Origin of the sequence: Rhizobium sp. JAB6, from assembly GCF_003024605.1 — a bacterium.
In the GTDB taxonomy this organism is placed as follows: Bacteria; Pseudomonadota; Alphaproteobacteria; order Rhizobiales; family Rhizobiaceae; genus Rhizobium.
In genome coordinates, this window is record NZ_PYJQ01000009.1 from 567,691 (window position 1) to 593,935 (window position 26,245).

Sequence of the window (26,245 nt, forward strand, 5' to 3'; positions counted from 1 at the left end):
CTCAAACTTCAAGGCTTCTTCATCACTTGTCCATTGACCGTCACAGTCCGGTCTTCATCCATGGTGACGTCCCAGCGCAGGCGGCCGTCCGGGTCGGTCTTCGCAAAACCCTTCGCCGCTATCAGGCTGAAGGAGACACTGTTCAAGCGAGGCTGGGTCTTGGCAGCTTCTTGCATGGCAGCGACCGTCTTGTCGAAGTCACGCGCCAGGATCGTCGCCTGCAGCGAAAAGCCGGAATGCGGTTTAATCGAGCCTTTCAGCTCACCGGAAACCTCGAGGTCGTAGACGTCGGATTTTGCACTGATCTTCGGAAATTCCAGCGTTCCATAACCGCTTGGAAACATCGTCCGTTTCAGAGCCTCGCCGGAGACCGGCGTCTCTCTTGCGACAATTGAATCGAGCCCGGCATCGATGAGGCCGGCGAAATTGATATTGGGAACGCCGAGCTGAACATCCACCATCGCCGGCAGGAAGGGCAGGAAGGCAGCCGGCACGAGACCCGCGTCAGGCGTAAACTGCTCGGCCCTAAGGCCCAGATTGACGTTCGACGCCTTGGTCAGTCCGTCCATCTTGAAACTGTAGTCGATGCGCTTGATGCCGACTTTGCCCTTCTCCGTCGCCACCAGCGCATCGTTCACGATCACGGTCTTGCCGAGCGAACCGAAAACCGGCAGGGCCTGATGTACCAGCTGCTCGAACTTCTCGCTGCCGCTTTGCGAGAGCTGCTTGGCCTTGACGTGTTGAACGAAGAAACGGAAGAGCGCGCGCAGATCCTTCACCGGCAAGCTGGTGACGGTGAGCTTGGTGTCGACGCTATCGGCGCTGAAAGTGATGGGCGCCCCATCCGGCCGCACCGTGACCTGCTCGCGCAAACGCTGCAGCGTACCTTGCAATTGCAGGTCGACCTTACCCGCTTCACTACTGTCGGTGACCGTATGCGCGAATGAGGCGCTGTCGATGGTGGCATCGATCTTGCGCCCACTTTTCGGACCGCTGCCAGCGCTCGAGAACTTCGCGCCGCTGCTCTTGATACCCATCGAACGCATCATTTCGATGCTGGGGTCGAAAATACCGTCGAAAGAGCTCGAAGCGATCGAATAGGCAATATCCGAAGTCGGCGAATGCAGCGCGACATCGAAGCTGTTGTCGCCCGTCAGATGCCACCTTCCCTGTTCGACAGGCTGCGCGAAGAGGGAGAGCGGCTTGAAACCCGTCACCGAAAATGCGCTCGAATTTATCTTGTCGAAGAACTTCGCAAGATCGTAGGTGATCTCATATTGATCGCCAGCCGGCTTGACCGTCACGAAATCGCTGCGGACAAGATCTTGCGAAAGCGAATGAGTAAGGATGTTGCGGAGTTCCTTGGCGCCTTGCTCATTGACGTCGGCCGCCTGCGCCGCGCTGGCAAGACCTACGGAAAAAACCGCGGCGGCGATTGCTCTGGAACGCATGCCCGACCTCTCCTTCTGATCCCGTCGATCAAATTCGACTGTTGATGGGGTCAAGGGTATATGTCAAGCTGCCGATAGAAGTGGCGCCTAAGGCTTGTCGGCGGCAGTTGCAATGTCATCACAAGGCCTCCAATCCGAGGTGCTTGCACCTTCGGCTGCTTTGTATTATACGCCACGCGTCCGCGTAGACACCCTTGGAGGCAACGCAGATGAGGCAGGGCACGCCCTCCTCCAGTTTAGCCGAAGCGACATATGGTCGACCGGATGAACTCTCCAAATAACCTCGAAAGGAATAGCTATGAGCCACGAAAGCTACGAGCTCAAGGCCGAGGCGCGCGAACGGGTTGGTAAGGGGTCCGCCCGTGAACTTCGCCGCAATGGTCTGATCCCCGCTGTCATCTACGGTGACAAGCAGGCCCCCATTTCCATCGCTCTCAACACCAATGAGGTGACGAAGCGCATTCACGCCGGCGGCTTCCTCACGACGATCGCAACGATCGACGTCGACGGCAAGAAGATCAAGGTTCTGCCGAAGGACTACCAGCTCGATCCGGTCCGTGACTTCACGCTTCACGTCGATTTCCTGCGCGTCTCCGGCAACACCGCGGTGACCGTCGAAATCCCGGTTCACTTCGAAAATCACGAGAAGTCCCCGGGGCTCAAGGCTGGCGGCGTGCTGAACATCGTTCGTCACGAAGTCGAAGTTCATTGCCCGGCCGATGCCATCCCGGAATTCTTCACCGTTGACCTCAGCGGCCTGAAGAGCGGCGACAGCATCCACTTCTCCGCCGTCAAGCTGCCGAAGAACGTGACCCCGGTCATCACCGACCGCGACTTCACGATCGCAACGATCGTTGCCCCGGCTGCCGGCCTTGCTGAAGACGAAACCGAAAGCGGCGAAGAAGCCGGCGCCTGATCGGCATCTTCAAGCTCGCGCATTGAGACCCGCCTCCTTCTGGGACGGCGGGTTTTTTATGTCCGAAAGCAAATATTAGAGGAAGTAAAAGTAAGACGACTTGGAATCTATACTACTATTGATTTCCGTTAACCCCACCGTTTCAGCAACATTTAACTGATTCATGAAAACCTGCGCGAAAGAGTTGTAGAAAGCGGCCCCCAAAGATCCGCTGGTCTACGGCTGGGGAGCTAACGGAATTATGAGCCATTCGGTCGAAAACAGGTTTTTCGCGATCGTTTCCGGTGCGCTGCTGATTTTCGTGGCGCCACTCTTCGTCCTTTTCCTTTTTTTGTCGTCCGAACGCGCGGAAAAGGAAATCAAGGACCATATAACCGTTCTCCTCGTCGCCAATGCTCAGGCCCTCGCAAAACCGCTATGGGATCTGGACGAAGACAGCGTAACCCAGATCAGTGCGACGACCGTTGCGGAAGGCGCGATCGTTCGTGTTAACGTCCGCGATCTTTCCGGCCAGCTCGACGTCACGCAATCGACCATTCCGAAATCATACAAGGGCAATCTGGAGTCCATCGAGCGCCCGATCATCTACAACGGCATCGATGGTGCGAAGCGGCTCGGAACCATCACGGTCTATTATCCTCAGCTCGGCCTTTTCGACGGCCTGAAGAGCGAGGAGATCGTCTTCATCTCCATCTTCATCTTCGCCGTCCTGACGGTCTTCGGCGCGGCACTGATCGGCAATCGCATCTTTGTCATCCAGCCGCTGATGCGGCTGACGCATGCCATAGAGGCGACGCGAAGGCTCGGTTCGCGCCATCATGTGGACTGGCAGTCGAATGATGAAATGGGTCGGCTTGCCAGCAGTTTCAACGACATGCAGAGCAAGCTGCAGCGAGAGGAAAACGAACTGAAGCTTGCCCATCGCCGGGCAACCGACACCTATAATCTGACGCCTGCCATGCTCTTTTCGCTCGACAAGAACGATTGCATCGCAGCCGTCAGCGACTATTGGCTTGCCACTACCGGCTATGATCGCGCCGAAGTGATCGGACGCGAGTTTGCGAGCCTGGTATCGCCGGATTCGCGCATGCAATATATCCAGCGCAAACGCGGCAACACCCAGAGCGCCGCCCGCATTGACGTGACCGTGAAATTCCTCTGCCGGGATGGGAGGGTCATGGACGTGCTGATCCTCGAGACAACTGCGATCCAGGACGGGCTCTCCCTCTCCGTCATGACCGACGTCACAGAGCTCAAGCAATCCGAAGACCGCAACCTGCGGCAGGCGATTACCGATCATTTGACCGGTCTTCTCAACCGTCAGGGCTTCGAGAGCGCCCTGGATGCCAAGATCAACGAGGCCGATCTGCGCAAGCGCGAGCTCGCCTGCCTCTTCGTTGATCTCGACCGCTTCAAATGGATCAACGACAATATGGGCCATGCTGCCGGCGACGCTGCGCTGCGCGAATTGGTATCGCGCCTGCAGAAATGCCTGACGCCCGGCGATATTGCCGCCCGCCTCGGCGGCGACGAATTTGCCATGCTGCTGCTGGCCGAGAATGCGGAAGCAAGAGCAATCGAGATGGCCGCCCGGATTGCGGAAATCTTCGAAGCACCTTTCGAAGGCGATGCACGCTTGAGTGCCAGTATCGGCATCGCCATCTATCCGCGCCATGCCGCCAATGCAGCCGAATTGCTGCTGAAATCCGATATCGCCATGTATGCCAAGAAGCGGGATGGCAAGAACGGCGCCCAGATCTTCGACAATGGGATGCTGGACGACTCGCGTCGCCGCGCCGAACTCGAAAGCCACATCGAAGCCGGCCTCAATGAAGATTGGTTCGAAGCCTATCTGCAGCCCATCGTCAATATAGACGACCGCTCGATTGCTGGCTTCGAGGCGCTGATGCGCCTCAACCATCCGCAGAAAGGCATTCTTCCCCCTGCCCGTATCATCGATCTCGCCGAAGAGACCGGCTCGATCATTCGTATCGGCAATCGCATCATGGAGAAGGCCGTCGCCAATTTTGCCCGCCTCTCGCGCCTGGAGGGCATGCAGGACACCTATCTCGCCATCAATTTCTCACCTCTGCAATTCGAACCCGAGTTGCCGCTGCGCATTGCGGCTCTGCTGTCGCACTACGAAATTGCCCCCCGGCGCATCGTCGTCGAAATCACCGAAGCGGTACTCATGGACGACAATCCCGAGACGCGCATGGTCATCAACGAGATCTGCCGCTATGGCTGCCGCATCGCGCTGGACGATTTCGGCACAGGCTATTCATCCCTGAGCTATATCAACCGCTTCCCGGTCGATATCATCAAGATCGATCAATCCTTCATCCGCGCAATCAACGATACCGTCTCCGATGTCAGCGCCAAGAGCCGCATGCTGGTCGAGAGCATTACCACGCTGTCGCACAAGATGAACTGTACGGTGATCGCCGAAGGCGTGGAAACGGAAGAGGAATGTGCAACCTTGCGCACGATGGGCATCGACTATGGCCAAGGCTATCTTTTCTACCGTCCGATGCACCCCGACAACCTCATGAAGACTCTGACGAACCTGCAGGAAGACCGTTCCTTCCTCGTAGCGCAGGCGTCATAGCGATGGAGGGCTGGATGCGAGGGCTGCTTTTCACGATCGCCACCAGCCTGCTTTCGTTTTCGTGCCTCTTCCCGGCCCACGCCCAAACGGTTCATTTCACTACCGAGGAATATCCGCCGTTCAACTATCGCGAAGGCAAGACACCGGTCGGCGCAGCCACCGAGCAGATACAGAAGCTCATGGCCGATATCGGGGTCGATTATACGATCGACGTCATGCCCTGGGTGAGGGCCTACAATCAGGCCTTGGTGGAACCCATGACCTGCGTATTCGTCACCGCGCACAATGAGGAACGCGACAAGCTCTTCAAATGGATACAGCCGCTGCTGATCGATCGTAGCGTTCTCATCAAGCATAGCGGCTCAAACGTTGCAGCAACGACCATCGCCGAAGCGAAGAAATACATCGTCGGCACCTGGCGCGAAGATTATACGGAAGCGATCCTGCGCCGGAACGATTTCTCGCGCATCGACATCGGCAGCGATTTCAAGGCCACGCTGAAGAAGTTGATGAGCGATCGGATCGACCTGATGCCGATTTCGGAATTCTATTTCGACAAGCTGCGCAAGGAAGGCAATGCCGTCGAGAAAGTGATGATCCTTTCTCAGCAGCCCATGGCCATTGCATGCCAGAAGGATTTCCCCGCCGATCTTCAAGGCAGAATGCAGGCCGCGCTCGACATGCTGATCGCAAACGGCACCCAACGGCAGATTTTCCTGAAGTACGGCCTGCACCTCGGCGACTGACCGCATGCCGCCTTGACTTTGCCGTCAAATCGCTGTGGTGAAGGGCATCGGTATTTTCCAAGGGGTGAAGCGCATGCTTCTCATCGCGGGCCTCGGCAATCCGGGCGCCAAATATCAGGGCAACCGCCACAATATCGGCTTCATGGCCGTGGACGCGATCTACCGCCGCCACAGCTTTTCGCCCTGGTCGAAGAAATTCAAGGCGGAGATTGCCGAAGGCGAACTCGGGGGCCAGAAGGTGCTGCTCATCAAGCCGCAGACCTTCATGAACCTCTCGGGCGAAGCCGTCGGCGAAGCCATGCGCTTCTATAAGCTCCAGCCGTCAGATCTCGTCGTCATCTACGATGAGCTCGATCTGCCGGCTGGCAAGGCGCGGCTGAAGACCGGCGGTGGCCATGGCGGCCATAATGGCATCAAGTCGATCGACACCCATTGCGGCAAGGACTATCGCCGCCTGCGGCTCGGTATCGGTCATCCCGGCGCCAAGGAACTAGTCCATAATCACGTTCTCGGCGACTTCGCCAAAGTGGACAGGGATTGGCTTGACCCCTTGTTCGATGCCCTCGCCGACAACGCCGACATGCTGGTGCGCGGCGAAGATTCGCAGCTGATGAACAAGATCGCGCTTGCTCTCGGCGGCAAGGCGGAAGGCGACGCAACCAAGCCGGAAAAGAAGGCGCCAGCAAAGTCCCACATCCATCAGGCACGCAATCAGATCAAGCCGAAGGTTCCGGAAACCGGGCCTATGGCGGAAATGCTGAAGAGGATGTTCGGCAAGAAGGATAGTTGAATGCCGCAGCCAGCAATCACAGACGCCGCAAATCTTCCTATCCGTTCCATCACAATGGCGGACTTGCCGACACTTCTTGCACTTTATCGGCATCTGAACGTCGAAGATCCGGTATTGGAGCTGCAGCTGGCGCAGAGCCGCCTTGCAGAAATCCTTGCCCATCCCGGCATGACGATCCTCGCCGCCTTTGACGGCGACATGGCGGTCTCTTCCGTCACGCTGGTCGTCATTCCCAATCTCACGCGCGGCGGCGCACCCTATGCTTTGATCGAGAACGTGGTAACCCACGCCGATTACCGTCAGCGCGGCCTCGCCGGCACGGTCATCCGCGCGGCAATAGCAAACGCGTGGGAAAGGCACTGCTACAAGGTCATGCTGCTGACCGGCTCGAAGAATCCGGCAACGCTACGCTTCTACGCCAATTGCGGCTTCAAGCAGGATAAGACCGGCTTTCAGGTGCGCCGGCCCGCTTAGAGCATATCGCGCAAGAGTGTGCAGCGCTTTTGCGACAACGACGTGCGGAAAATCAAGGACCTAAAGCGTGGGAAGCCAATCTGAAGATCGCGACGCGCGTTAGTGAGAACGGCCGTTCCTATTCCTCCGGTTCGGTCGTGAACATCAGCGGGAACCCAGCGCTTTTAGCAAGATCGACCGCCTCTTGCGCCTTCGTCTCGGCGATATCCCGTGCGCAGATCATGACAACGCAAGTTCCGAGCTTATGCGCGGTCATCATGACGCGGTAACCGGTTTCCTCGCTCATGTGGAAGACGGCCTTCAGCACCATGATCACGAATTCCCGCGGCGTATAATCGTCGTTCACGAGAATGATCTTGTAGAGCTTCGGCCTTTCGACCTTCGGCTTGGTTTTGGGCTTTGGCTTCAGGACAACATCATTGTCACTCATCGGCATCACCGTTGACGACAGGGGAAAGAGTTTTTGGCTGATAGCTTGGGATTATAGTGCAGCGCACCACATCCTTCAAGGATGGTCATGTGAGAGGAACAACGTGCCAATATCCCCGCCACCCCTCCTCTATCGGCAGAAAAACAGCTCCCTGCCCGCACAAGACTTGACCCGCAACGGCCCTTCCCCCATAGGCACTGCAAAGATTTTCAAGATATGGACAAGGTGCCATGGGTTTCAAATGCGGTATCGTCGGGCTGCCGAATGTCGGCAAGTCCACTCTGTTCAACGCGCTGACCAAGACGGCGGCAGCGCAGGCGGCGAACTACCCGTTCTGCACGATCGAGCCGAACACGGGCGAAGTCGCGGTGCCCGATCCGCGCATGCGCAAGCTCGCCGACATCGCAAAGTCGAAGGAACTGATCCCGACCCGTATCTCTTTCGTTGATATTGCCGGCCTCGTACGCGGCGCGTCCAAGGGCGAAGGTCTCGGCAACCAGTTCCTCGCCAACATCCGCGAGGTCGACGCCATCGTGCATGTGCTGCGCTGCTTTGAAGATAGCGACATCACCCATGTCGAGGGCCGCATCAATCCGGTCGCCGATGCTGAGACGATCGAGACCGAGCTGATGCTCGCCGATCTCGAGAGCCTCGAACGCCGCACCGAGCAGACGCGCAAGCGCGCCACCGGCAAGGACAAGGAATCCATGGCGATGCTGCCGATCATGGAAGCCTCGCTGAAGCTGCTGCAGGAAGGCAAGCCGGTTCGCACGCTGCTCTCGAAGCTCGATGCGGAAGAGACCCGCATCCTCAAGGGCCTGAACCTTTTGACCTCGCACCCGGTCCTTTACGTCTGCAACGTCGCCGAGGCTGACGCCGCGACCGGCAACGAACATACGGCAGCCGTTGCCGCCATGGCCAAGGAGCAGAATTCCGAAGTCGTCATCATCTCCGCCGCCATCGAAGCGGAAGTGGCGCAGCTGCCCGACGAAGAGGCGAAGGAATTCCTCTCCGCGCTTGGCCTCGACGAAGCCGGCCTCGACCGCCTGATCCGCGCCGGCTATAAGCTCCTCCATCTCATCACCTATTTCACGGTGGGACCGAAGGAGACGCGCGCCTGGACGATCGAACAGGGCACGAAGGCGCCGCAGGCAGCCGGCGTCATCCATTCGGATTTCGAACGCGGCTTCATCCGCGCCAACACGATCGCCTATGACGATTACATTGCCTATAACGGCGAAACCGGCGCGAAAGAGGCCGGCAAGGCCCGCGACGAAGGCAAGGAATATGTCGTCCAGGACGGCGACGTCATCCACTTCCGCTTCAACACCTGATTGCTTTTCCGCTGCCGACGCCTAAGCAATTCCAGGAAAAGTGCCAAGCGGTTTTCCGTCCGGAATTGTGTTAAAACAAAAGGATGGAGCGTTTTCGCGGTTCGAAGAAAAGCGGAAAAGCTCTATCTCAGCGCCGGCAATCTCGCCTGCATTCCGGCGGGCAAACGCCGCACGATGAGGCGGCGCAGATCGGCCCAGCCGATACCGATCACAAGCACGACCAGCCCGACAATCATCAGCACCAGAAAAGCGATTTTGTCGAAGCCGGCATTGCTGTGCGTGAGGAGGGCCGCGGTCGCAAGGCCCAGCGAGACGAGTCCGGCGGTCACGAAAGCGCGGCGATCGATGACAAGCCCGATCAGCATCATGACCAGAACGACAACCAGCACCGTTACGGCCTGCTGATAGCTGCCGAATGGTACATCGATAAGATTGTTAAAAACGGTGCCGCCGCTGGCAAGCTCCAGGCGCAAGGCCAGAAGGATGGTCGAATAAAGCAGCGCCGGCGCGGTTGCGAGATGCAGCCAGAACGCCACGTCGGAACGGCGCGTAACCCTCTGCGGATCGCTGAGATCGAAGCGCATCGCCAAGGCGAAGCTGCCGAGCGCGGTTACGAGCAGGATCATGAACGTCTGAATCGGATAGTCTGCCGGCACATTCGTAGATCCCGTCACCGTGCCGGCGACATAGAAGACCGTTGCGAGAAACAGGCCGAACAACGAAAACAAGAATAGTGCCAGCGAGAGCGGCACGCGATAGCGCCAGTAAAACAATGCCAGCGATAGCGGAAATGGCGCCGCTATGACGATCGCACCGATGGTGAAATTGTTGCTCAGTGCCGGCGTAGAGGCGACATAGGTGACCACGGTATGGAAAACCCAGGCGATGAGCGCGACAGTCAGGTCAACGGCCGGAAGCGCCAGTCGTTGACGCCGCACCAAGATTTCCGCCAGGATGACAATTGCCAGCAAGGACACGTAGCGGTTCGCCACGCCCCAGAGCCCGACCAGCAGCACGACGACGCCAATCGTGATGAGCACGTCGTGAAAACCGCGCACGAAACGCGGCGCTTCCGTATCTTCAACCGGGTTGGAATCACCAAGCGAGCGCGGCGCCGAGAGCCCCCGATCTACCGACAGAGCGCCGATGTTCTTCCCCGTGAGATAGGGCAGCAATCTCTCGGCCTGGCTCGACGAGATAATCCCCTCGCCGGCCGCTTCGTCCAATGCCATCTTGAGTTCGCTCATTCTTGCTCTCGTTTCACGGTACCATGATCAAGCCTCACCATATCATCATCGCACAATCAAGGGCTGCCGACACCGATGGACAATCATCCTGAGCGGTGCCCCTATGATCGTGAAAATGCTTGCGCCACTACAGCGGGCTATGCGATTGGCGATAGGCAAGACGTGGAGGATGACAGAGGGCATGACGAAACTCGTCTACGAGGACTTCCAGCCGGGGCGGGAATTTCCGCTCGGTCCCAAACACATGACGGCGGCGGAGATCATCGCATTCGCCAGGGAATTCGACCCGCAGCCGATGCATCTGGACGAGGAAGCGGGCCGGGCCAGCATTCTCGGCGGCCTCGCCGCTTCCGGCTGGCACACCTCGGCAGTGTTCATGCGCATGATGTGCGATTCCTATCTCCTCGCTACCGACGCGCAGGGTGCGCCAGGCATCGATTTCATGGAGTGGAAGAAGCCGGTTCTCGCCAGAGATACGTTGTCTGGCCGATCCATCGTGGTCGAGGCACGCCCGATGCGCTCCCGTCCCGGCATCGGCATCGTCAAGTTCCGCCATGAGATCGAAAACCAGCGCGGCGAACTCGTCTGCCTCGGGGAGAACGCGACAATGATCCGCATGCGCAGCGCCGTGGAGGTTCCGGCATGAAGATGAGCGACCTCTATCCCCTAGGCGAACGCGTCGAGATCGGCAGCCACACCTTCACGCCCGAAGGCATCGTCCACTTCGCCTCGCGCTTCGATCCACAGATCTTCCATATGGATGCCGAAGCGGCCAAGCACTCCCTGTTCGGTGGCCTGTGCGCTTCCGGCTGGCATAGCTGCTCCATGTGGATGCGCAACTTCGTCGATTTCTGGACGTCCGAACAGGCCCGCTTGATTGCCGAAGGCAAGACGCCCCCCAATCTCGGCCCCTCACCCGGCTTCAAGAACCTGCAATGGCTGCGGCCGGTCTTCGCCGGCGACACGATCCGCTATGGCGTCGCCATCCTCGGCAGCCGCCCATTGACCTCGCGCCCTGGCTGGATGCTCTACACGCTTGCCTGTGATGGGGTGAACCAGCATGGCACCCCGGCCCTGCGCTTCGAAAGCAGCGTGCTTGCCTTTGAATAGCAATCTGCGGGGCCGCTCATGACGGCTCCGCCGATCTTCCAAACCGCTTAGAGCAATTCCAGGAAAAGTGCGTGGCGGTTTTCCGTCCGGAGTTGCGTCAAAACAAAAAGATAGAGCGGTTCGGAGATTCCGTGAAAAGCCGAACCGCTTAGTGCCCGGCGAATTCCACCAGCGTATGCACCGGCACGTCAAGCTCCTCAAGCTTCCTGCGGCCGCCAAGGTCAGGCAGATCGATGACGAAGCAGGCGGCAACCACTTCCGCACCAATTTGGCGCAGGAGCTTGGTGGCGCCGACGGCAGTACCGCCGGTCGCGATTAGATCGTCGACCAGGATGACCTTTTCGCCCGGATTGACCGCATCGCGATGCATCTCCATCTCGTCCACGCCATATTCCAGACTGTAGGCGATGCGGACGATATCGTGCGGCAGCTTGCCCTTCTTGCGGATCGGCACGAAGCCGGACGACAGCTGGTGCGCCACTGCGCCGCCAAGGATAAAGCCGCGCGCTTCCATGCCGGCGACCTTGTCGATCTTGGAACCGGCGTAGGGATGGACGAGCGCATCCACGGCGCGGCGAAATGCTCTGGCATCGCCAAGCATCGTCGTGATGTCGCGGAAGATGATACCGGGCTTGGGATAGTCCGGAATGGAACGGATGCTGGCGGCGAGCTCCGAAGCGATAGTGTTCATGAAATACGTACTCTCAGGCTATGATAGGGCCGGCCGCACCCTATCAAGACGCAGGCGCTATACCAACAAAAAAGGCGGCCTCGACGGGCCGCCTTTTCACTCAAACATCGCAATGCTCAGTGAGCGCCAGCCTTGGCATAGACGGAGCGCTTGGTGAGATAGATTAGCGTGGAGAAGATGAGCAGGAACACCATGACCATAAAGCCGAGGTGCTTGCGATCTTCCAGATGCGGTTCGGAGGTCCACATCAGGAACGCCGCCACGTCGCGCGCATATTGGTCCACCGTCTGCGGCGAACCGTCGTCATAGGTCACCTGCCCGTCCGAAAGCGGCTTCGGCATCGCAAAGGTCGCCGCCGCATCGAAATACGGATTGTAGTGCGAGTTCTGCGGCACCTTGAAACCGGCCGGCGGCTCTTCGTATCCGGTCAGCAGCGAGTAGATATAATCCGGCCCGCCTTCCTGATACTGCGTGAAGATATCGAAGATGAACTGCGGAAAACCGCGCTCGATTTCGCGTGCCTTGGCAAGCAGCGACATGTCGGGCGGCACGGCGCCGTTGTTGGAGGCCGCAGCCGCTTCGTCGTTCAGGAACGGCGAGTTGAAATGGTCGGACGGAAGCGCCTTACGGGTGAACATCTCACCCTGAGGGTTCGGACCGTCCTGCACTTCGTAATTGGCGGCAAAGGCCTTCACCTGGGCTTCCGTATAGCCGAGGTCTTCCAGCGTGCGGTAAGCCACCAGCTTCATCGAATGGCAAGCGGAACAGACTTCCGTATAGACCTTGAGACCACGCTGCAGCTGCGCCTTGTCGTAATAGCCGAACGGTCCGGAGAAGGTCCAATGCTGCTCGCGCGGCTCCTTCAGCGGATAATGCGGCGTCTCGGCTTCCGCGGCAGGTTTCGTTTCCGCAGCAATGGCGGAAACGGTGGCCAAGCCGCCGATCAGGGCAAGCGAAAGAAGGCCGGCAACAATCTTTTTCATCGTTCTCTTCCTTCCAACCGCTCAGGCGCTCATCGCGACGGCGTCTTTTTTATTGCCGCCCTGCTTCTCAAGAACCGCCTCCGTAATTGAATTCGGAATGCGTTTCGGTGTCTCGACGATCCCGAGGATCGGCATGATGACGAGGAAGAACAGGAAGTAGAACAGCGTCGCGAACTGTGCGGCCGTGGTATAGATGCCCTCCGCCGGCTGAGAGCCAAGCCAGCCGAGCAGGATGGCGTCGGCGATGAACAGCCAGAAGAACAGCTTGTACCATGGACGATAGACGGCCGAACGAACCTTCGAGGTGTCGAGCCAGGGCAGGAAGAACAGCACGATGATCGCACCGAACATGGTCAGAACGCCGCCAAGCTTGGAGTCGATCGGGCCGATGTTGAAGGTGATCGAGCGCAGCATCGCGTAGAACGGCAGGAAGTACCATTCCGGAACGATATGGGCCGGTGTCTTCAGCGGGTTGGCCGGGATATAGTTGTCGGCGTGACCGAGGAAGTTCGGCAGATAGAAGACGAAATAGGCGAAGACCAGCAGGAAGATGGAAACGCCAAGCGCATCCTTCAGCGTCGCATAGGGCGTGAAGGCGACGGTGTCGGTCTTCAGCTTGACCTCTACGCCGGTCGGGTTCGTCTGGCCGGTCACATGCAGCGCCCAGATGTGCAGGATGACGACGCCGGCGATCATGAACGGCAGCAGATAATGTAGCGAGAAGAAGCGGTTGAGCGTCGGATCATCGACGGCGAAGCCGCCGAGCAGGAAGGTCTGGATCCAGTCGCCGACCCATGGGAAGGCCGAGAAGAAGCCGGTGATGACCGTTGCACCCCAGAAGGACATCTGACCCCAGGGCAGAACGTAACCCATGAAGGCGGTCGCCATCATCAGGAGGTAGATGATCACGCCGAGGATCCAGAGGATTTCGCGCGGCGCCTTGTAGGAGCCGTAATAAAGGCCGCGGGCGATGTGGAGATAGACCGCAACGAAGAAGAAGGATGCGCCGTTGGCATGCATGTAGCGCAGCAGCCATCCATGATTGACGTCGCGGACGATCTTTTCGACCGAATTGAAGGCGATCGCCGTGTTGGCTGCATAGTGCATGGCCAGCACGACACCGGTCAGGATCTGCAAAATCAGCATGACCGTCAGCATGGCGCCGAAGGTGTAGGCATAATTCAGGTTGCGCGGGACGGGATAGGCAATGAAACTATCATAGACCATGCGCGGCAGCGGAAGCCGCGCGTCGACCCATTTTTCGAGCCCTGTCGATGGCTCGTAAGACGAATGACCACTCATGTTTCAGCTCCCCCTCAACCGACCTTGATCTTCTTTTCCGACGTGAACGTATATTGCGGAATCGCAAGATTCATCGGCGCAGGCCCATGGCGTATGCGGCCGGCGGTGTCGTAGACCGAGCCATGGCAGGGACAGAACCACCCGCCATATTCCCCCGCCTGACCGAGCGGAATGCAGCCGAGATGGGTGCAGACGCCGATCATGACGAGCCAGTTTTCCTTGCCCTCCCCAGCCGAACGGGCAACGTCGGTTGCCTGCGCATCGGACGGAAGATTGGCGTTGCGCGCGATCGGATCCTTAAGATCCGAAAGCTGCGTGCCCTTGGCATCGTCGATTTCTTTCTGGGTGCGGTTACGGATGAAAACGGGCTTACCGCGCCACTTCACCGTCAACGACATGCCGGGCTCAAGGCTCGACACATCGACTTCGATGGATGCAAGAGCGAGTGTCGATGCGTCGGGCCGCATCTGGTCGATAAACGGCCATGCGACGGCAACTGCACCCACCGCACCGGCCATGCCTGTCGTCAAATAAAGGAAATCGCGGCGAGTCGGCTCGCCGGTGGACTCAACTGTCGTACTATGCTCGCTCAAAGCTGCACATCCTCTTCCCGCAAACCACGGCAAACACCGCGGTACCCCTCTCACTCAACGGCGAATCAATGCGACCATAATTCCGCCATAGATTCCTCCGTAACCCGCTGCGTTCTAAGCTTGATCGCAAATTATGTCCAGTCTTGGCAAGGGGTCAGGGCACAATGTCGCGGCAAAACTGCGTTAATGCGCCGCAAGCCTGGAGCGCAATCTCCCTTTCCGCGCGGAGAGAAGTTAAGCATCTGAAATATTAGGAAATTCTGCATCTAATTTTTCTGTTGCGGCACAAAATAAGCAGTCGGCGCAATGCAGCGCTGCGACAAGTGCGACGAAAATCCCTCGAGATTCCAATCTCAGCCTCTCCTTTCCCGCCAGAAGGAGATTGTATTTCATACGCGATTTATCAGCGGACGCCATATCACGCGCGACTCTGTAAGAACCACAAAACGGACCTGGATCGAACGGTCGAGTTTGGCAACGTTCGTGAGCCGATGCATTGAGCGTCGAGCGAAATGCCGGTTGAACTGCAATTTCATTCAAGACCGGAAAACGCGATGCCTCGATATTGCGGGGAAGCCATAATCGAGTGAGAGTCATGCCCGCTATTTTCCCTCAAGCCGATGGGATCGATCGTCAGCCGCAGTCGATCCGCACCTTGCCCGCGACAAACCCGCCGGTTGAATATTTTATCGCGCGAAATCGTGCGGCGGCGGCCGCCGTCGAGAAAGTTTCGCCTGAAGTCCTCCTGCACATCTCGCGCGGAACCGTGGCGGAAACAAGCACCTCGGCTCAAGCCTCACTGCCGATACTCCATTCTTCCGGGGGGGGCCGTCGTATGAGCATCAAGTTTCTGATAACGACCCTCATCATCGTGGCGTCTCCCGGCACCGGCGCAATCTACACGCTTGCTGCCGGACTATCGGGCGGCGCGAGGGCAAGCGCGGTCGCTGCATTCGGCTGCACGCTTGGCATAATCCCGCATCTGCTTGCCGCGATAAGCGGCCTTGCCGCACTCCTGCACGCCAGCGCCGTGGCGTTTCAAGCGCTCAAATGGCTTGGCGTCGCCTATCTGCTCTACATGGCCTGGTCGATGTTTTTGGAAAAGGGCATCTTGCGCATTGACGGCGCTCCGACCGGCAGGAGCACGCGGCAAGTAATTGTCTCGGCAATCCTGATCAATTTGCTCAACCCGAAACTGTCGATCTTCTTCTTTGCCTTCCTGCCCCAATTCGTGACGCCGGATCAGACGAACCCGATCATACTGATGCTGAAGCTGAGCCTGATATTCATGGCGCTCACCTTCATCATTTTCGCAGCCTATGGCGTTTTCGCAGCCTATCTACGCCGCCATATCGTCTCGAATCCAACGGTACAATCGTGGATGCGGCGAAGCTTTGCGACCGCGTTCGGATTGCTTGCGGCGCAACTTGCCCTGGCAAGCCGTTAGCCCACATCGCCGTCTTCCAGACTTCTTGTTACGTTTGGGATTTCTGAAAAATAGTCACTCAGGAAAACAACAACTGGGGCACCTTGGCGCCCCAGTTGTTCATCTCATCATTGTGCTGCCGTCTCGACCTCTTCGTGGTCGGCGAGGAAACCGCCGGACTGGCGGCTCCAGAGTTCGGCGTAAATGCCGCCATTCTTGACCAGTTCCTGATGTGTGCCCGTTTCGATGATCCGGCCCTTGTCGAGAACGACGAGGCGATCCATCTCGGTCAGCGTCGACAGGCGGTGAGCGATCGCGATCACTGTCTTGCCGTGCATCAGCGCGAAGAGGTTTTCCTGGATCGCCGCCTCCACTTCGGAATCGAGCGCCGAGGTCGCCTCGTCGAGCACCAGGATCGGCGCGTCCTTCAGGAAAACGCGGGCGATCGCGATACGCTGCCGCTGGCCGCCGGAGAGCTTCACGCCCCGCTCGCCGACCTGCGCATCGAGCCCCTTGCGGCCATGCATATCGACCAGACCTTCGATGAAGTCCCAGGCATTAGCGCGCTTGGCCGCCTGGACGATCTCCTCATCGGTCGCGTCCGGACGGCCGTAGGCGATGTTGTCGCGGATGGAGCGATGCAGCAGGGACGTATCCTGCGTCACTACGCCGATCATCGAGCGAAGGCTGTCCTGCGTCACACCCGCAATATCATGGCCGTCGATGGTGATGCGGCCACCCTCCAGATCGTAGAAGCGCAGCAGCAGGTTCATCAGCGTCGTCTTGCCGGCACCGGAGCGGCCGACAAGGCCGACCTTTTCGCCCGCGCGGATATCGAGGGTCAGATCCTCCATGACACCCTTCGCCTTGCCGTAATGGAAGCGGATGTGGTCGAAGCGGATCGCGCCCTGCTTGGCAACGATCGGCGGTGCCGCCGGCTTGTCGACGATATCGTGCGGCTTCGTCATCATCTCCATGCCGTCATAGACGGTGCCGATGTTTTCGAAGAGTGCTGAGACCTCCCACATCACCCATTGCGACATGCCGTTGACGCGCATCGCAAGGCCGATGGCGATGGCAATCGAGCCGACGGAGATCGAGCCGCTGAGCCAGAACCAGATCGACAGAGCCGAGACGATGAACAGCGCGGCGCAGTTGTTGAAATAGACCGAGGCGTGAAACAGCGTCACCTTGCGCATCTGCTTGTGCACGGTATCGAGGAATTCCTCCATGCCGGCCCTCGCATACTTCTCTTCGCGGCCCGCATGCGAAAAAAGCTTCACCGTGGCGATGTTGGTATAGCTGTCGACCACGCGGCCCGTCATCATCGAGCGCGCATCGGCCTGCTGTGCCGCGATCTTGCGCAGCACGGGCACGAAATAGGCGACGATGGCGACATAGACGCCAAGCCAGACCAGTATAGGGATCATCAGCCGCCAGTCAGCCGCCGCGATGACGAGGATCATCGACAGGAAATAGGTGAAGACGTAGACGAAGACGTCGAGGATCTTCATGACCGTTTCGCGTACGGCAAGCGAGGTCTGCATCACCTTGGTGGCGACTCGGCCCGCAAACTCATTGGCGAAGAAGGTCATGCTGTGGCGCAGCAGGAAGCGGTGCATCTGCCAGCGCGCGATCATCGGATAGTTGCCGAGCAGCACCTGGTGCATGATGAAGCTGTCTAGGATCGCCGCGAGCGGCAAGCCGATCAGCACCATCGCCCCCATCCAGAACAGCTTGGGCCATTCCGTCTGCAGGAAGGTCGCCTTATCCGCATGCGTCAGCCAATCGACGATATCGCCCAGGAATTGGAACAGCGCCACCTCGCCGATCGCGATCGACATGGTGAGAATGCTCATGGCGATCAGCCACGGCAGGGCCGGTTTGGAATAATGCCAGCAGAAGGCGAAGAGGCCGCGCGGCGGCGTATCCGGCACCTCGCTCGGAAATGGATTTAGTCGGCGTTCGAACCAGCTAAACATTGAAATGCTCCAGAGACTCGACCCTTCAACCACCCACTGCGCCCAAGGATCGCGGACTCATATGGTGACCGGGTGATAAAACAACGAGGCCATGCCGGCCGCGCGATGACTTAAAGAAGGGGGGTACTTGCGAATACGCGCCTTATAGCGCTCATCAGATCCGTGGGTTCACGGCACCGAGGCGCAGCATCATAAACAAGATATCCATCTGAGCCTCCTTCTTTCGCAAGTTGTAGAGCGCCTGACTTTTAGCGCGACTTTTGTCGTTTGAAAAGCGAAATATGCCGCAAAAATAGGCTGAATTCTTCAATTCTGCTGATGGGAGACATCACGGAAATCGAGGGGCCTGCGAAAAACCGGAGACAAGTCGAGGCGATTTCGCTAGTTGCAGCACATGACAAAACTGCGCATCGCCCTTTACCAACCCGACATTCCCGGCAATACCGGCACGATCCTGCGCCTTGCCGCTTGCCTCGGTCTCGGTGTCGACATTATCGAGCCTGCCGGCTTCGACATATCCGACCGCAATCTCAAGCGTGTCGGCATGGATTATCTCGCCGCCGTCACCCTGACCAGGCACGTCAACTGGGAACGCTTCGAGGCGTGGAGGCAGGAAAGCGGACGGCGGCTCGTGCTTGCCTCGACGAAGGCGGCGCAACGCTACACGGACTTTGCCTTCCGTGACGGCGATGTTCTCCTTTTCGGCCGCGAGAGTGCCGGCGTGCCGGAGCACGTACACGAAAAGGCCGATGCCCGCATCCTGATCCCCATGGTCGAGGGTCAACGCTCCATCAATGTCGCGATGTCGGCGGCCATGATTTCAGGTGAGGCGCTGCGACAGACATACTACGGCGCCGCGCGTCAGATATGACGCGCAAGGATCGCTGCAGCATTTTAAAGCTGCCGCGCAATTTTACCGTTAGATCGATTCCGGTTTAAGGAATTATGGTTGCAGCCGTTCTCTGCACCGGGCAGGAATGTCGCACCGAAGAGGCGTTGGCAGGCCGGATAAAGTGTGAGAAGCTTTGCCTTGGAATGCTCTAACTCAGGCGACCTTGGCGAGGTGACCCATGTTCCAGACAGCATTCACGCTTTCCCTGACGCAATTCGCACGCACGCTGAGCCTGCCCGAACGGCTGCAGCATTCCCCAGTGCGCAACCTCGCTCTCGAAGGCCTGCGCCAACGCAATGTCGCCCTCGACGCGCTCTTCTACGACGTCAAGGTCATCACGCCGGAGGAAGCCTTCTATATCAGCGACTCGCTGGCCGCCGAGGGCGCGATCATGATCGTGCCGCCGAGCGGCCTCGGGGCGCTCACCCTCTGCGAAACCATCGATGAGTTCGTCCTGCGCGGCGGCACTGAGACACGGGCGCTCGCAGCCGCCGGCATCGGCGGTTCGGCACTCGGGGCCGCCGCTTTCGCCCGCAACGTGGCCGATGCGATCGACGCGCCGGTCGCCGTCGTCGTCTCCGGCTATGGTATCGCCGATGTCATCACCGAGGCACTCGGCGGGTTGTTTTTCTTCGGTCACATGCGGGGTCTACGGCCCTTTCTCGAAAGTCTGGACGATCTTGCCGGCCGTCCCAAGGTCGGAGCGCAGACTGACACGGCGGCGGCTCGCACCAGCCTCGACACGAGAACCGTGCAGGCGCTTCTTGCCGACCCTCGCCTCTCCTTCCGTCTGCTGACCGGCCATTCCAAGGGAAATCTCGTGCTGTCAGCCGCACTGTATAACCTCTGGAAACAGGACGGAGTGCGGGTCGCCGATTTGGCGCGGGAAATGAAGATCGTGACGATCGGCACGCGTATCGCCATGCCGCCAATATTTACCGACGTCGTCGACGTCATCGGCGAATGGGACTGGTTCGGCGAGATCAACTCCCGAGCGTTCATTCATGCCGATCGGCGCGTTGCGCAGGCATGGCATCATACCAATACTGATTTGAGCGGCCATCTGCCGGTGACCGTCACGCTAATGGAGATCCTGGCGGCATCTCCCCTTGCCGCAGATCAGAAGGCTGGAGAACATCGAACGGCAAATCCCGACGTCGCGACCGAGCCGTCGGCAACACGAGAGACGAAGCCGCTTACACCCGCGGGACTGGGCGGCGAAAACGCGGTCACGATCGAGAAAGTCAGGAAAGCTTTCTCCGCAGACGCCAGGCCAGGAATTCAGCTTCCCGCATCCGGCTCGTTGGATGATCCACGATCACCGACGCCGCATTGAGCAGGCTACGATACGCCAGGCCGGTTATCAGGCACGAGACCGTGTCTCGGCCTGGTCGATCGCGGCACTCGCGATGCCTCCAGTTCAATCCGCCGATGGCAGGCGCCGCATGGTGAACTCGATACGATCGCCGTCGACCTGACGCCAGCTTTCGACTTCGGTCCAATAAGCGGCTTTCGGGAATTCATCGAACCATTCACGGGCCTTTTCCCGCGCTTCGGGGCGACTGAGACAAAAGGTCTCGCGAACAAATTCGCTCTTCCCGCCTGCAGGATGATCCTGCCGGTAGCGGAATATTCTGTTTCTCAACCCATCCAGGGGCGGCGGTCCAGGTATCTTCATGATAAAACCTCGCCTTTGAGAGAGGGAACATAATACCGCATTGTGAAATTTGCGAGTCGATTCTCCTGCGGCGCTGCAGCACTGGCTGCGCCGCAATCTTGCTGATATTCCAAATCACGATACATGCGGTGCGAATCGCGGGCCGCCGGCTGCTCGCACCGTCGGAGAGCGTGAATGGAACGACCTAATCTTCCCAAGGGATTACCCGAGGATATTGAAGAAAAGAAAGAGGCCGCACGGCACTGGTTCGAAGGCCTGCGCGACACGATCTGCGCGGAATTCGAGCAGTTGGAAAACGAGCTGACCGGCCCGCTTTCCGACCAGGAACCGGGCCGCTTCGTCGCTAAGGACTGGCAGAGGGACAAGGGTCAGGGCGGCGGCGGCCGCATGTCGATGATGGAAGGCCGCGTGTTCGAAAAGGTCGGCGTCCATACGTCGACGGTCCATGGCGAATTCTCCCCCGACTTTCGCAGCCAGATTCCCGGCGCCGAGGAAGATCCCCGCTTTTGGGCCTCGGGGCTGTCGCTGATCGCCCACCCTGTCAATCCGAATGTGCCGGCGGTGCATATGAACACTCGCATGGTCGTGACGACGAGCCAATGGTTCGGCGGCGGCGCCGACCTGACACCAGTGCTCGATCGCCGGCGCACCCAGGAAGATCCCGACAGCGCCCTCTTCCACCGCGCCATGCAGATCGTCTGTGATCGTCATGCCGTCGCCGACTATCAGCGATACAAAAGCTGGTGCGACGAATATTTCTTTCTGAAGCATCGCAACGAGCCGCGCGGCATCGGCGGCATCTTCTTCGACTGGCTGCATTCGACGGAGGAAGCCGGCGGCTGGAACGCGGATTTCGCCTTCACCCGCGATGTCGGTCGTGCCTTCACGATGGTCTATCCGCGCATCGTCCGCTCCAATTTCAATGAAACATGGACGGAAGAAGACCGTGACGAGCAATTAATTCGCCGCGGACGTTATGTGGAGTTCAATTTGCTCTACGATAGAGGTACAATATTCGGGTTGAAGACAGGCGGCAACGTGGAGTCGATCCTATCGTCTCTGCCGCCGGTGGTGCGTTGGCCCTGAAGCGCGTCGCATACTAGGGCGGAAATTTTGCGATCGCGACCTATGGGAAACCTCAAGCGCAGCAAACGATTGAAAGATCGCGATGCGCTTGAACCGTTCAACATTAAATGATCGGACAATGCCCTGAAATCAGCGGGAGGAGTGCCTAAGTGACCTAATGCTCGTTCGATCGGAGGAGGTTGTAATGGCAGCAGAGAAACAAGTCACGGAAGCGTCGAAAGAACAGAAACTATCGCGCACGGTCGATAGCCCGGAGTTCATCATCCGGCTGGCGGAGGATATGCGGACCCGCAGTGGATCCGATCTGCCCCTCTCCTGCTTCATAGAGCAGGTGAGAATGCAGTTGGCGGGCAAATCTCCAAGCGATATCGCTCGCTTCGCGGCCGATCGTGCGGCCAAGCAGGCGTCTATCACCCGATATCAATCTTCGGATTGCTTCAAATCCTGGGCGATGCCGGATTGATGTCCGGAAGGCGGCCGCCGGCAAGCGGGAGACTTGCCGGACGGCAGAAACCTTTTCTCGTTCGTTGCGTTTAGGCCATCAGGTCCTTTGTGGGCGAGAATCCGTTGAAGATGAGGAGGAAGATATGCGACTGTTCGAATGTGGTACGCTCGTGCCCGGTTGCGCTTGGCACACCCGCGCCAAGGATGACGCCGAGGTGGTTCGCCGTGCGGTCGAGCACATGCGCGAAGCGCATGGCGAAACCATCATCCGCGAAAACATGGTCGACAATATCAAGGCCCGGATTCGCGACGAGGCCAACGCAGCCTGATCGGCAGCCCGGCCAGTCAGTCCCGCGGATCAGGCTTCGGGATCAGGCACTGGCCAAGTCCTTGAGTCGGGCGAGAAGGCTCGCCCGGTTCATTGCAAAATTCCCGTCCAGCCACTCCTGTTCGAGTTTGCCAAGAAGCTCGCCCACGCGCGGTCCCGCATTGACCCCCGCAGCAAGCGCATCCGCGCCATTGAGCGGAAAAGCGGGCTTCTTCCAGTTTGCGGCACGCTCCAGCAATTTCCCAAGGCGCGCCACGCGCGCCATCTCCTCAAAATCCCCTTCCGCCTTGCTCCGCGCAGCAGCCAGCGTCAGCTTCAGGCGAACCGCAATACCGGTCGGGTCATGGCGATAAAGCAGGCGGTCGAGGCCCGCTTCCGAAATATCGTCCTTGACGGTTGGTGCGCTCGCCCAGGCCTGCAAGTAGGCGCCTTCCGCTTTCGAGAGGCGCAGGCGCTCGGCAAGCTCGGCAAGCCTTGCCACATCGGGCGGCACGATGGCGGCAAGACGAAGCAGAGCCTCCGCCGGCCAATGGAGCGCTTTCTCAGCGGCCATCAGCCCGGGAATGGCATCGATCCCCCACTTCTCGGTTTCCGGCAGCACTTCGGTCAAAATGCCGATCTGGCGCATCCAGAGCAGCGCCCTGCCGGGATCCGGAGCCGACAGCAGTTTCTTCATTTCGGACCAGACGCGCTCGGCCGAGAGCATTGAAATCTTTGATTTTGCGGCGGCGCAGGCACGCAGACCATCCGCATCCGGGCGGCCGCTGCCGTAATAAGCGAAGAAACGGAAGAAGCGCAGGATACGCAAATGATCCTCGGCAATCCGCGTCGCAGCATCACCGATGAAGCGGATATTGCGGCGTTCCAGATCGGCAAGCCCGCCGACGAGATCCACCACCTCGCCATCGGCAGACGCATAGAGCGCATTGATCGTCAGGTCCCGCCGCTCGGCATCCGCCTGCCAATCCCTGCTGAAGGCCACTACGGCACGCCGTCCGTCCGTTTCAACATCCCGCCGCAAGGTAGTGATCTCAAACGGCTTTCCATTGATCACCAGAGTAACCGTGCCATGCGCGATACCTGTCGGCACCGCCTTGATCCCGGCCGCCTCCGCTCTCTCCACGACCGTTTCCGGCAGGAGAGTTGTGGCTATGTCGATATCGGCGACCGGCAATCCCATCAGGCTGTTGCGGACGGCACCGCCGACCACGCGCCCCTCGCCGCCGTCGGCATCGAGCAGCGTCAGCACCCGCTGCAATGCCTCATCGCGAAACCAGGCCTCATCGGCAACGGACGTCATCTATAAAGCCTTTCATAAAGCGTGCGGACGATACCCGCCGTTATGCCCCAGATCATGCGCTGTCCATAGGGCATGCGATAGAAATGGCGTTCCGTCCCCTGCCAAAGCATCGTGTCGGTCACATGGTGGTCGGGGTTCATCAGGAAGGAGAGCGGCACCTCGAAGGCATCCTCCACTTCGGTGGGATTGAGAGCCAGATGAAAGCCCGGCTTCACCACGGCAAGAACGGGCGTGATGCGAAATCCGGTCGCCGCCAGATAATGCGGCAGCCGCGCGACAGGCTCGATGAAGATATCGGCAAGCCCGATTTCCTCGCCCGCCTCACGCACCGCCGCCATTTCCGGCGACGCGTCTTCCGGATCGATAGCCCCGCCCGGAAAGGCGATCTGGCCGGAATGCTTGCGCAAGGTCGATGTCCTGAGCGTGAAGATGACCTTGGCATCGTCGCCGTTGTCGACGACAGGCACAAGCACGGCGGCATCCTTGAGCTTCAGGTCCGCGACCTGCGATATGGTCTCGGGGTTGAGGAGATGATCGCCGTGATCGCGCCAGGCAAGCTCCACCGGCCCTCCGCTCTGATGGAGGGCGCGACGGCGGAATTCGTCCGCGGAATAAAGGGGGAATTCATTCATCGAGTGAGCGCATCCAGTTCGGCAACCGGCATGACGGGAAAGATAGAGGTGCCGGAACGCACGCAGAAGATCTCGCGCCCGGCAATCACGACGGACTCACCGAGCTCGATGAGATCGTACATGACCGCACGCGTCACCAGAGCCTCGAGCCGCCCGCGGACATGCAGATAAGGCTTCAGCTCGTCGTTCTCGCCGCGGATGACGAAACGGATTGGATGATCCCTGCCCGCCTCGACGACATCGCCCACATTCGTGCGGAAGGTCAGCACTCGTCTGCCTTCGCGCTCCGTCACGCTCATCTCGACAGCCACGAAAGGCGCATCGACAACGCGAATGCCTACCTTTTCTACAGGCGTGACGAGATAGGTCTTCCCATCCTCGTCCTTGCGCAGAACTGTGGAAAACAGCCGCACCAAGGGCGCGCGGCCGATCGGCGTGCCGAGATAGAACCAGGTGCCGTCGGCGCGGATCTCCATGTCGATATCGCCGCAGAACGGCGGATTCCAGCGATCGACGGGCGGCAGACCCTTTTTGGAACCGCCGCTATCGCCGGCCGCGCGCGAAATCAGCGCCGCCAGGCTTGCGGCATCGCCCGTTGTCCTGATTTCCTCGGTTGCCATTCTTCTGTCCCGGTTGGTCGTTAGTCAGGAATATGACAGTTCTCACGAGATAGTCATTTGAAACGTGCTTGTCAGCGGTCTTGCTGGCGATAAGTTGTATTGATTATGAGGCAAATGTGTAACGTCTGCGAATCGCGCGCACCGTTTTTCTGCCATTGGAGACGCAAATGGGCATGATCAAATCGACCGAAACGAGCCTCGACGAGCAGGCCATCATCGCCTCCGCCGAAAAGGCGCTCAGCGATATTGCCCGCGTCCGCGCAGAGGTATCGAAGGTCATTTTCGGTCAGGAAAGCGTCGTCGAAAACACGCTTCTGGCGGTGCTTGCCGGCGGTCACGCCCTGCTGGTCGGCGTGCCGGGCCTCGCCAAGACGAAGCTCGTCACCACGCTCGGCGCGGTCCTCGGTCTTGCCTCCAATCGCGTGCAGTTCACGCCGGATCTGATGCCGTCGGACATTCTCGGCTCCGAAGTCATGGACCAGGATGAAACCGGCCGCCGCTCCTTCCGTTTCGTCAAGGGGCCGGTCTTCGCGCAATTGCTGATGGCCGACGAAATCAACCGCGCCTCGCCGCGCACGCAATCCGCCCTGCTGCAATCGATGCAGGAATATCATGTGACGATCGCCGGCCAGCGGTACGACCTGCCTGCCCCCTTCCACGTTCTCGCCACGCAGAACCCGCTGGAGCAGGAGGGCACCTATCCACTGCCGGAAGCCCAGCTCGACCGTTTCCTGCTGCAGGTGGACGTCGATTATCCCGAGCTTGCCGACGAGCGCCGCATCCTGCTCGAAACCACGGGCTTGAGCGAAGCGACGCCGCAGGCTGTCATCGACGCCGAGCGCCTTCTGGAAATTCAGCAGCTCATCCGCCAGATGCCCGTTAGCGACGGTGTGGTCGATGCGATCCTGTCGCTCGTGCGTTCGGCTCGCCCGGGTCAAGGCAATACCTCGACCGACAAGCACGTCGCCTGGGGTCCGGGCCCGCGCGCCGGTCAGGCAATGATGCTCTGCGCCCGCGCTCGCGCGCTCTATCAAGGCCGGCTTGCTCCGTCGATCGACGACATTCATGCGCTTGCCGAACCTGTATTGGAACACCGCATGGCGCTGACTTTTGCAGCTCGCGCCGAAGGCATGTCCGTGCGGGATGTCATTGCAGGGCTGGTCAAGCAGTCGAGATCATGAT

The 26,245-nt window shown here is 59.2% G+C and carries 28 protein-coding genes; 15 read left to right on the forward strand and 13 right to left on the reverse strand.

Annotated elements, in window-relative coordinates:
• Window positions 1-8: 8 nt before the first annotated feature.
• Window positions 9-1,451, reverse strand: a complete 1,443-nt coding sequence (locus tag C7U61_RS12730; RefSeq protein WP_106998424.1) for a hypothetical protein — start codon at window positions 1,449-1,451, stop codon at window positions 9-11.
• Between the two features lie 298 nt (window positions 1,452-1,749).
• Between C7U61_RS12730 and C7U61_RS12735 the strand changes: the two genes are divergently transcribed.
• The 5 genes from C7U61_RS12735 (at window position 1,750) to C7U61_RS12755 (ending at window position 6,985) form a co-directional block, all read left to right on the forward strand.
• Complete coding sequence (locus C7U61_RS12735; protein WP_106998425.1) at window positions 1,750-2,367, forward strand: 50S ribosomal protein L25/general stress protein Ctc; 618 nt, start codon at window positions 1,750-1,752, stop codon at window positions 2,365-2,367.
• 241 nt (window positions 2,368-2,608) lie between these two features.
• On the forward strand, window positions 2,609-4,975 hold the full coding sequence (locus C7U61_RS12740; RefSeq protein WP_106998426.1) for an EAL domain-containing protein: 2,367 nt from the start codon (window positions 2,609-2,611) through the stop codon (window positions 4,973-4,975).
• Between the two features lie 14 nt (window positions 4,976-4,989).
• Entirely contained in the window at window positions 4,990-5,721 is a 732-nt protein-coding gene (locus C7U61_RS12745) for a transporter substrate-binding domain-containing protein (protein ID WP_106999085.1), read from the forward strand.
• A gap of 73 nt (window positions 5,722-5,794) precedes the next feature.
• On the forward strand, window positions 5,795-6,511 hold the full coding sequence (gene pth / locus C7U61_RS12750; RefSeq protein ID WP_106999086.1) for an aminoacyl-tRNA hydrolase: 717 nt from the start codon (window positions 5,795-5,797) through the stop codon (window positions 6,509-6,511).
• The gene (locus C7U61_RS12755; protein ID WP_106998427.1) at window positions 6,512-6,985 is read left to right on the forward strand and encodes a GNAT family N-acetyltransferase; all 474 of its coding nucleotides are present in this window, start codon (window positions 6,512-6,514) and stop codon (window positions 6,983-6,985) included.
• A 118-nt stretch (window positions 6,986-7,103) separates the two neighbouring features.
• Here the strand turns inward: C7U61_RS12755 and clpS are convergent, their stop codons facing one another.
• Window positions 7,104-7,415, reverse strand: coding sequence for an ATP-dependent Clp protease adapter ClpS (clpS, locus tag C7U61_RS12760; protein ID WP_106999087.1), 312 nt, complete (start codon window positions 7,413-7,415; stop codon window positions 7,104-7,106).
• 230 nt (window positions 7,416-7,645) lie between these two features.
• On the opposite strand from clpS, the gene ychF reads away from it, so the two are divergent.
• The gene (gene ychF / locus C7U61_RS12765) at window positions 7,646-8,749 is read left to right on the forward strand and encodes a redox-regulated ATPase YchF (protein WP_106998428.1); all 1,104 of its coding nucleotides are present in this window, start codon (window positions 7,646-7,648) and stop codon (window positions 8,747-8,749) included.
• 122 nt (window positions 8,750-8,871) lie between these two features.
• On the opposite strand, the gene C7U61_RS12770 is transcribed toward ychF, so the two are convergent.
• Window positions 8,872-9,996, reverse strand: coding sequence for a hypothetical protein (locus tag C7U61_RS12770; RefSeq protein ID WP_106998429.1), 1,125 nt, complete (start codon window positions 9,994-9,996; stop codon window positions 8,872-8,874).
• Between the two features lie 181 nt (window positions 9,997-10,177).
• Here C7U61_RS12770 and C7U61_RS12775 point away from each other — a divergent pair, with 181 nt between their 5' ends.
• Window positions 10,178-10,642 carry a MaoC family dehydratase gene (locus C7U61_RS12775; protein ID WP_106999088.1) on the forward strand — a complete coding sequence of 155 codons (465 nt, stop codon included), beginning with the start codon at window positions 10,178-10,180 and terminating at the stop codon, window positions 10,640-10,642.
• Window positions 10,639-11,106: a MaoC family dehydratase gene (locus C7U61_RS12780; RefSeq protein ID WP_106998430.1), complete on the forward strand. Its 468-nt coding sequence runs from the start codon at window positions 10,639-10,641 to the stop codon at window positions 11,104-11,106. The genes C7U61_RS12775 and C7U61_RS12780 overlap by 4 nt, the downstream gene beginning before the upstream one ends.
• A gap of 148 nt (window positions 11,107-11,254) precedes the next feature.
• Here C7U61_RS12780 and C7U61_RS12785 read toward each other — a convergent pair whose 3' ends face one another.
• The 5 genes from C7U61_RS12785 to C7U61_RS19380 all read right to left on the reverse strand — a co-directional run bounded on the left by C7U61_RS12785 (window position 11,255) and on the right by C7U61_RS19380 (window position 15,272).
• Window positions 11,255-11,797, reverse strand: a complete 543-nt coding sequence (locus C7U61_RS12785; protein ID WP_075851091.1) for an adenine phosphoribosyltransferase — start codon at window positions 11,795-11,797, stop codon at window positions 11,255-11,257.
• A gap of 116 nt (window positions 11,798-11,913) precedes the next feature.
• On the reverse strand, window positions 11,914-12,780 hold the full coding sequence (locus C7U61_RS12790; RefSeq protein WP_106998431.1) for a cytochrome c1: 867 nt from the start codon (window positions 12,778-12,780) through the stop codon (window positions 11,914-11,916).
• Between the two features lie 21 nt (window positions 12,781-12,801).
• Window positions 12,802-14,082, reverse strand: coding sequence for a cytochrome b N-terminal domain-containing protein (locus tag C7U61_RS12795; RefSeq protein WP_106998432.1), 1,281 nt, complete (start codon window positions 14,080-14,082; stop codon window positions 12,802-12,804).
• A gap of 14 nt (window positions 14,083-14,096) precedes the next feature.
• Window positions 14,097-14,675 carry a ubiquinol-cytochrome c reductase iron-sulfur subunit gene (petA, locus tag C7U61_RS12800; RefSeq protein WP_106998433.1) on the reverse strand — a complete coding sequence of 193 codons (579 nt, stop codon included), beginning with the start codon at window positions 14,673-14,675 and terminating at the stop codon, window positions 14,097-14,099.
• Window positions 14,676-14,909: 234 nt separating this feature from the next.
• Window positions 14,910-15,272: a hypothetical protein gene (locus C7U61_RS19380; protein WP_146143952.1), complete on the reverse strand. Its 363-nt coding sequence runs from the start codon at window positions 15,270-15,272 to the stop codon at window positions 14,910-14,912.
• A gap of 238 nt (window positions 15,273-15,510) precedes the next feature.
• Between C7U61_RS19380 and C7U61_RS12805 the strand changes: the two genes are divergently transcribed.
• Window positions 15,511-16,122 carry a LysE family translocator gene (locus C7U61_RS12805; RefSeq protein WP_106999089.1) on the forward strand — a complete coding sequence of 204 codons (612 nt, stop codon included), beginning with the start codon at window positions 15,511-15,513 and terminating at the stop codon, window positions 16,120-16,122.
• Window positions 16,123-16,229: 107 nt separating this feature from the next.
• On the opposite strand, the gene C7U61_RS12810 is transcribed toward C7U61_RS12805, so the two are convergent.
• Window positions 16,230-18,083 (reverse strand): ABC transporter ATP-binding protein, encoded by a 1,854-nt coding sequence (locus C7U61_RS12810; protein WP_106998434.1) that lies wholly within the window; start codon window positions 18,081-18,083, stop codon window positions 16,230-16,232.
• A 394-nt stretch (window positions 18,084-18,477) separates the two neighbouring features.
• Between C7U61_RS12810 and C7U61_RS12815 the strand changes: the two genes are divergently transcribed.
• Together C7U61_RS12815 and C7U61_RS12820 are read left to right on the forward strand one after the other, a co-directional pair.
• Entirely contained in the window at window positions 18,478-18,954 is a 477-nt protein-coding gene (locus C7U61_RS12815; RefSeq protein ID WP_106998435.1) for a tRNA (cytidine(34)-2'-O)-methyltransferase, read from the forward strand.
• 199 nt (window positions 18,955-19,153) lie between these two features.
• Window positions 19,154-20,311, forward strand: a complete 1,158-nt coding sequence (locus C7U61_RS12820) for a hypothetical protein (RefSeq protein ID WP_245410790.1) — start codon at window positions 19,154-19,156, stop codon at window positions 20,309-20,311.
• Between the two features lie 84 nt (window positions 20,312-20,395).
• On the opposite strand, the gene C7U61_RS12825 is transcribed toward C7U61_RS12820, so the two are convergent.
• Window positions 20,396-20,656, reverse strand: coding sequence for a hypothetical protein (locus tag C7U61_RS12825; RefSeq protein WP_181315861.1), 261 nt, complete (start codon window positions 20,654-20,656; stop codon window positions 20,396-20,398).
• Between the two features lie 171 nt (window positions 20,657-20,827).
• Here C7U61_RS12825 and hemF point away from each other — a divergent pair, with 171 nt between their 5' ends.
• From hemF to C7U61_RS12840, 3 genes are all read left to right on the forward strand, one after another.
• On the forward strand, window positions 20,828-21,739 hold the full coding sequence (hemF, locus tag C7U61_RS12830) for an oxygen-dependent coproporphyrinogen oxidase (RefSeq protein ID WP_106998437.1): 912 nt from the start codon (window positions 20,828-20,830) through the stop codon (window positions 21,737-21,739).
• 184 nt (window positions 21,740-21,923) lie between these two features.
• Window positions 21,924-22,202, forward strand: a complete 279-nt coding sequence (locus C7U61_RS12835; protein WP_106998438.1) for a hypothetical protein — start codon at window positions 21,924-21,926, stop codon at window positions 22,200-22,202.
• A 124-nt stretch (window positions 22,203-22,326) separates the two neighbouring features.
• On the forward strand, window positions 22,327-22,512 hold the full coding sequence (locus C7U61_RS12840; RefSeq protein WP_075851104.1) for a DUF1059 domain-containing protein: 186 nt from the start codon (window positions 22,327-22,329) through the stop codon (window positions 22,510-22,512).
• A gap of 42 nt (window positions 22,513-22,554) precedes the next feature.
• On the opposite strand, the gene C7U61_RS12845 is transcribed toward C7U61_RS12840, so the two are convergent.
• From C7U61_RS12845 to C7U61_RS12855, 3 genes are read right to left on the reverse strand one after another with little or no spacing between them, the layout of a single operon-like run.
• A complete protein-coding gene (locus tag C7U61_RS12845; protein WP_106998439.1) occupies window positions 22,555-23,811 on the reverse strand; it encodes a CCA tRNA nucleotidyltransferase in 1,257 nt (418 codons plus the stop codon).
• Window positions 23,808-24,443, reverse strand: a complete 636-nt coding sequence (locus C7U61_RS12850) for a CoA pyrophosphatase (protein ID WP_106998440.1) — start codon at window positions 24,441-24,443, stop codon at window positions 23,808-23,810. The genes C7U61_RS12845 and C7U61_RS12850 overlap by 4 nt, the downstream gene beginning before the upstream one ends.
• Window positions 24,440-25,063 (reverse strand): DUF1285 domain-containing protein, encoded by a 624-nt coding sequence (locus C7U61_RS12855; protein ID WP_106998441.1) that lies wholly within the window; start codon window positions 25,061-25,063, stop codon window positions 24,440-24,442. Before C7U61_RS12855 ends, C7U61_RS12850 begins: the two co-directional genes overlap by 4 nt.
• A gap of 167 nt (window positions 25,064-25,230) precedes the next feature.
• On the opposite strand from C7U61_RS12855, the gene C7U61_RS12860 reads away from it, so the two are divergent.
• Entirely contained in the window at window positions 25,231-26,244 is a 1,014-nt protein-coding gene (locus C7U61_RS12860; protein ID WP_106998442.1) for a MoxR family ATPase, read from the forward strand.
• The last annotated feature ends 1 nt before the right edge of the window (window position 26,245 follow it).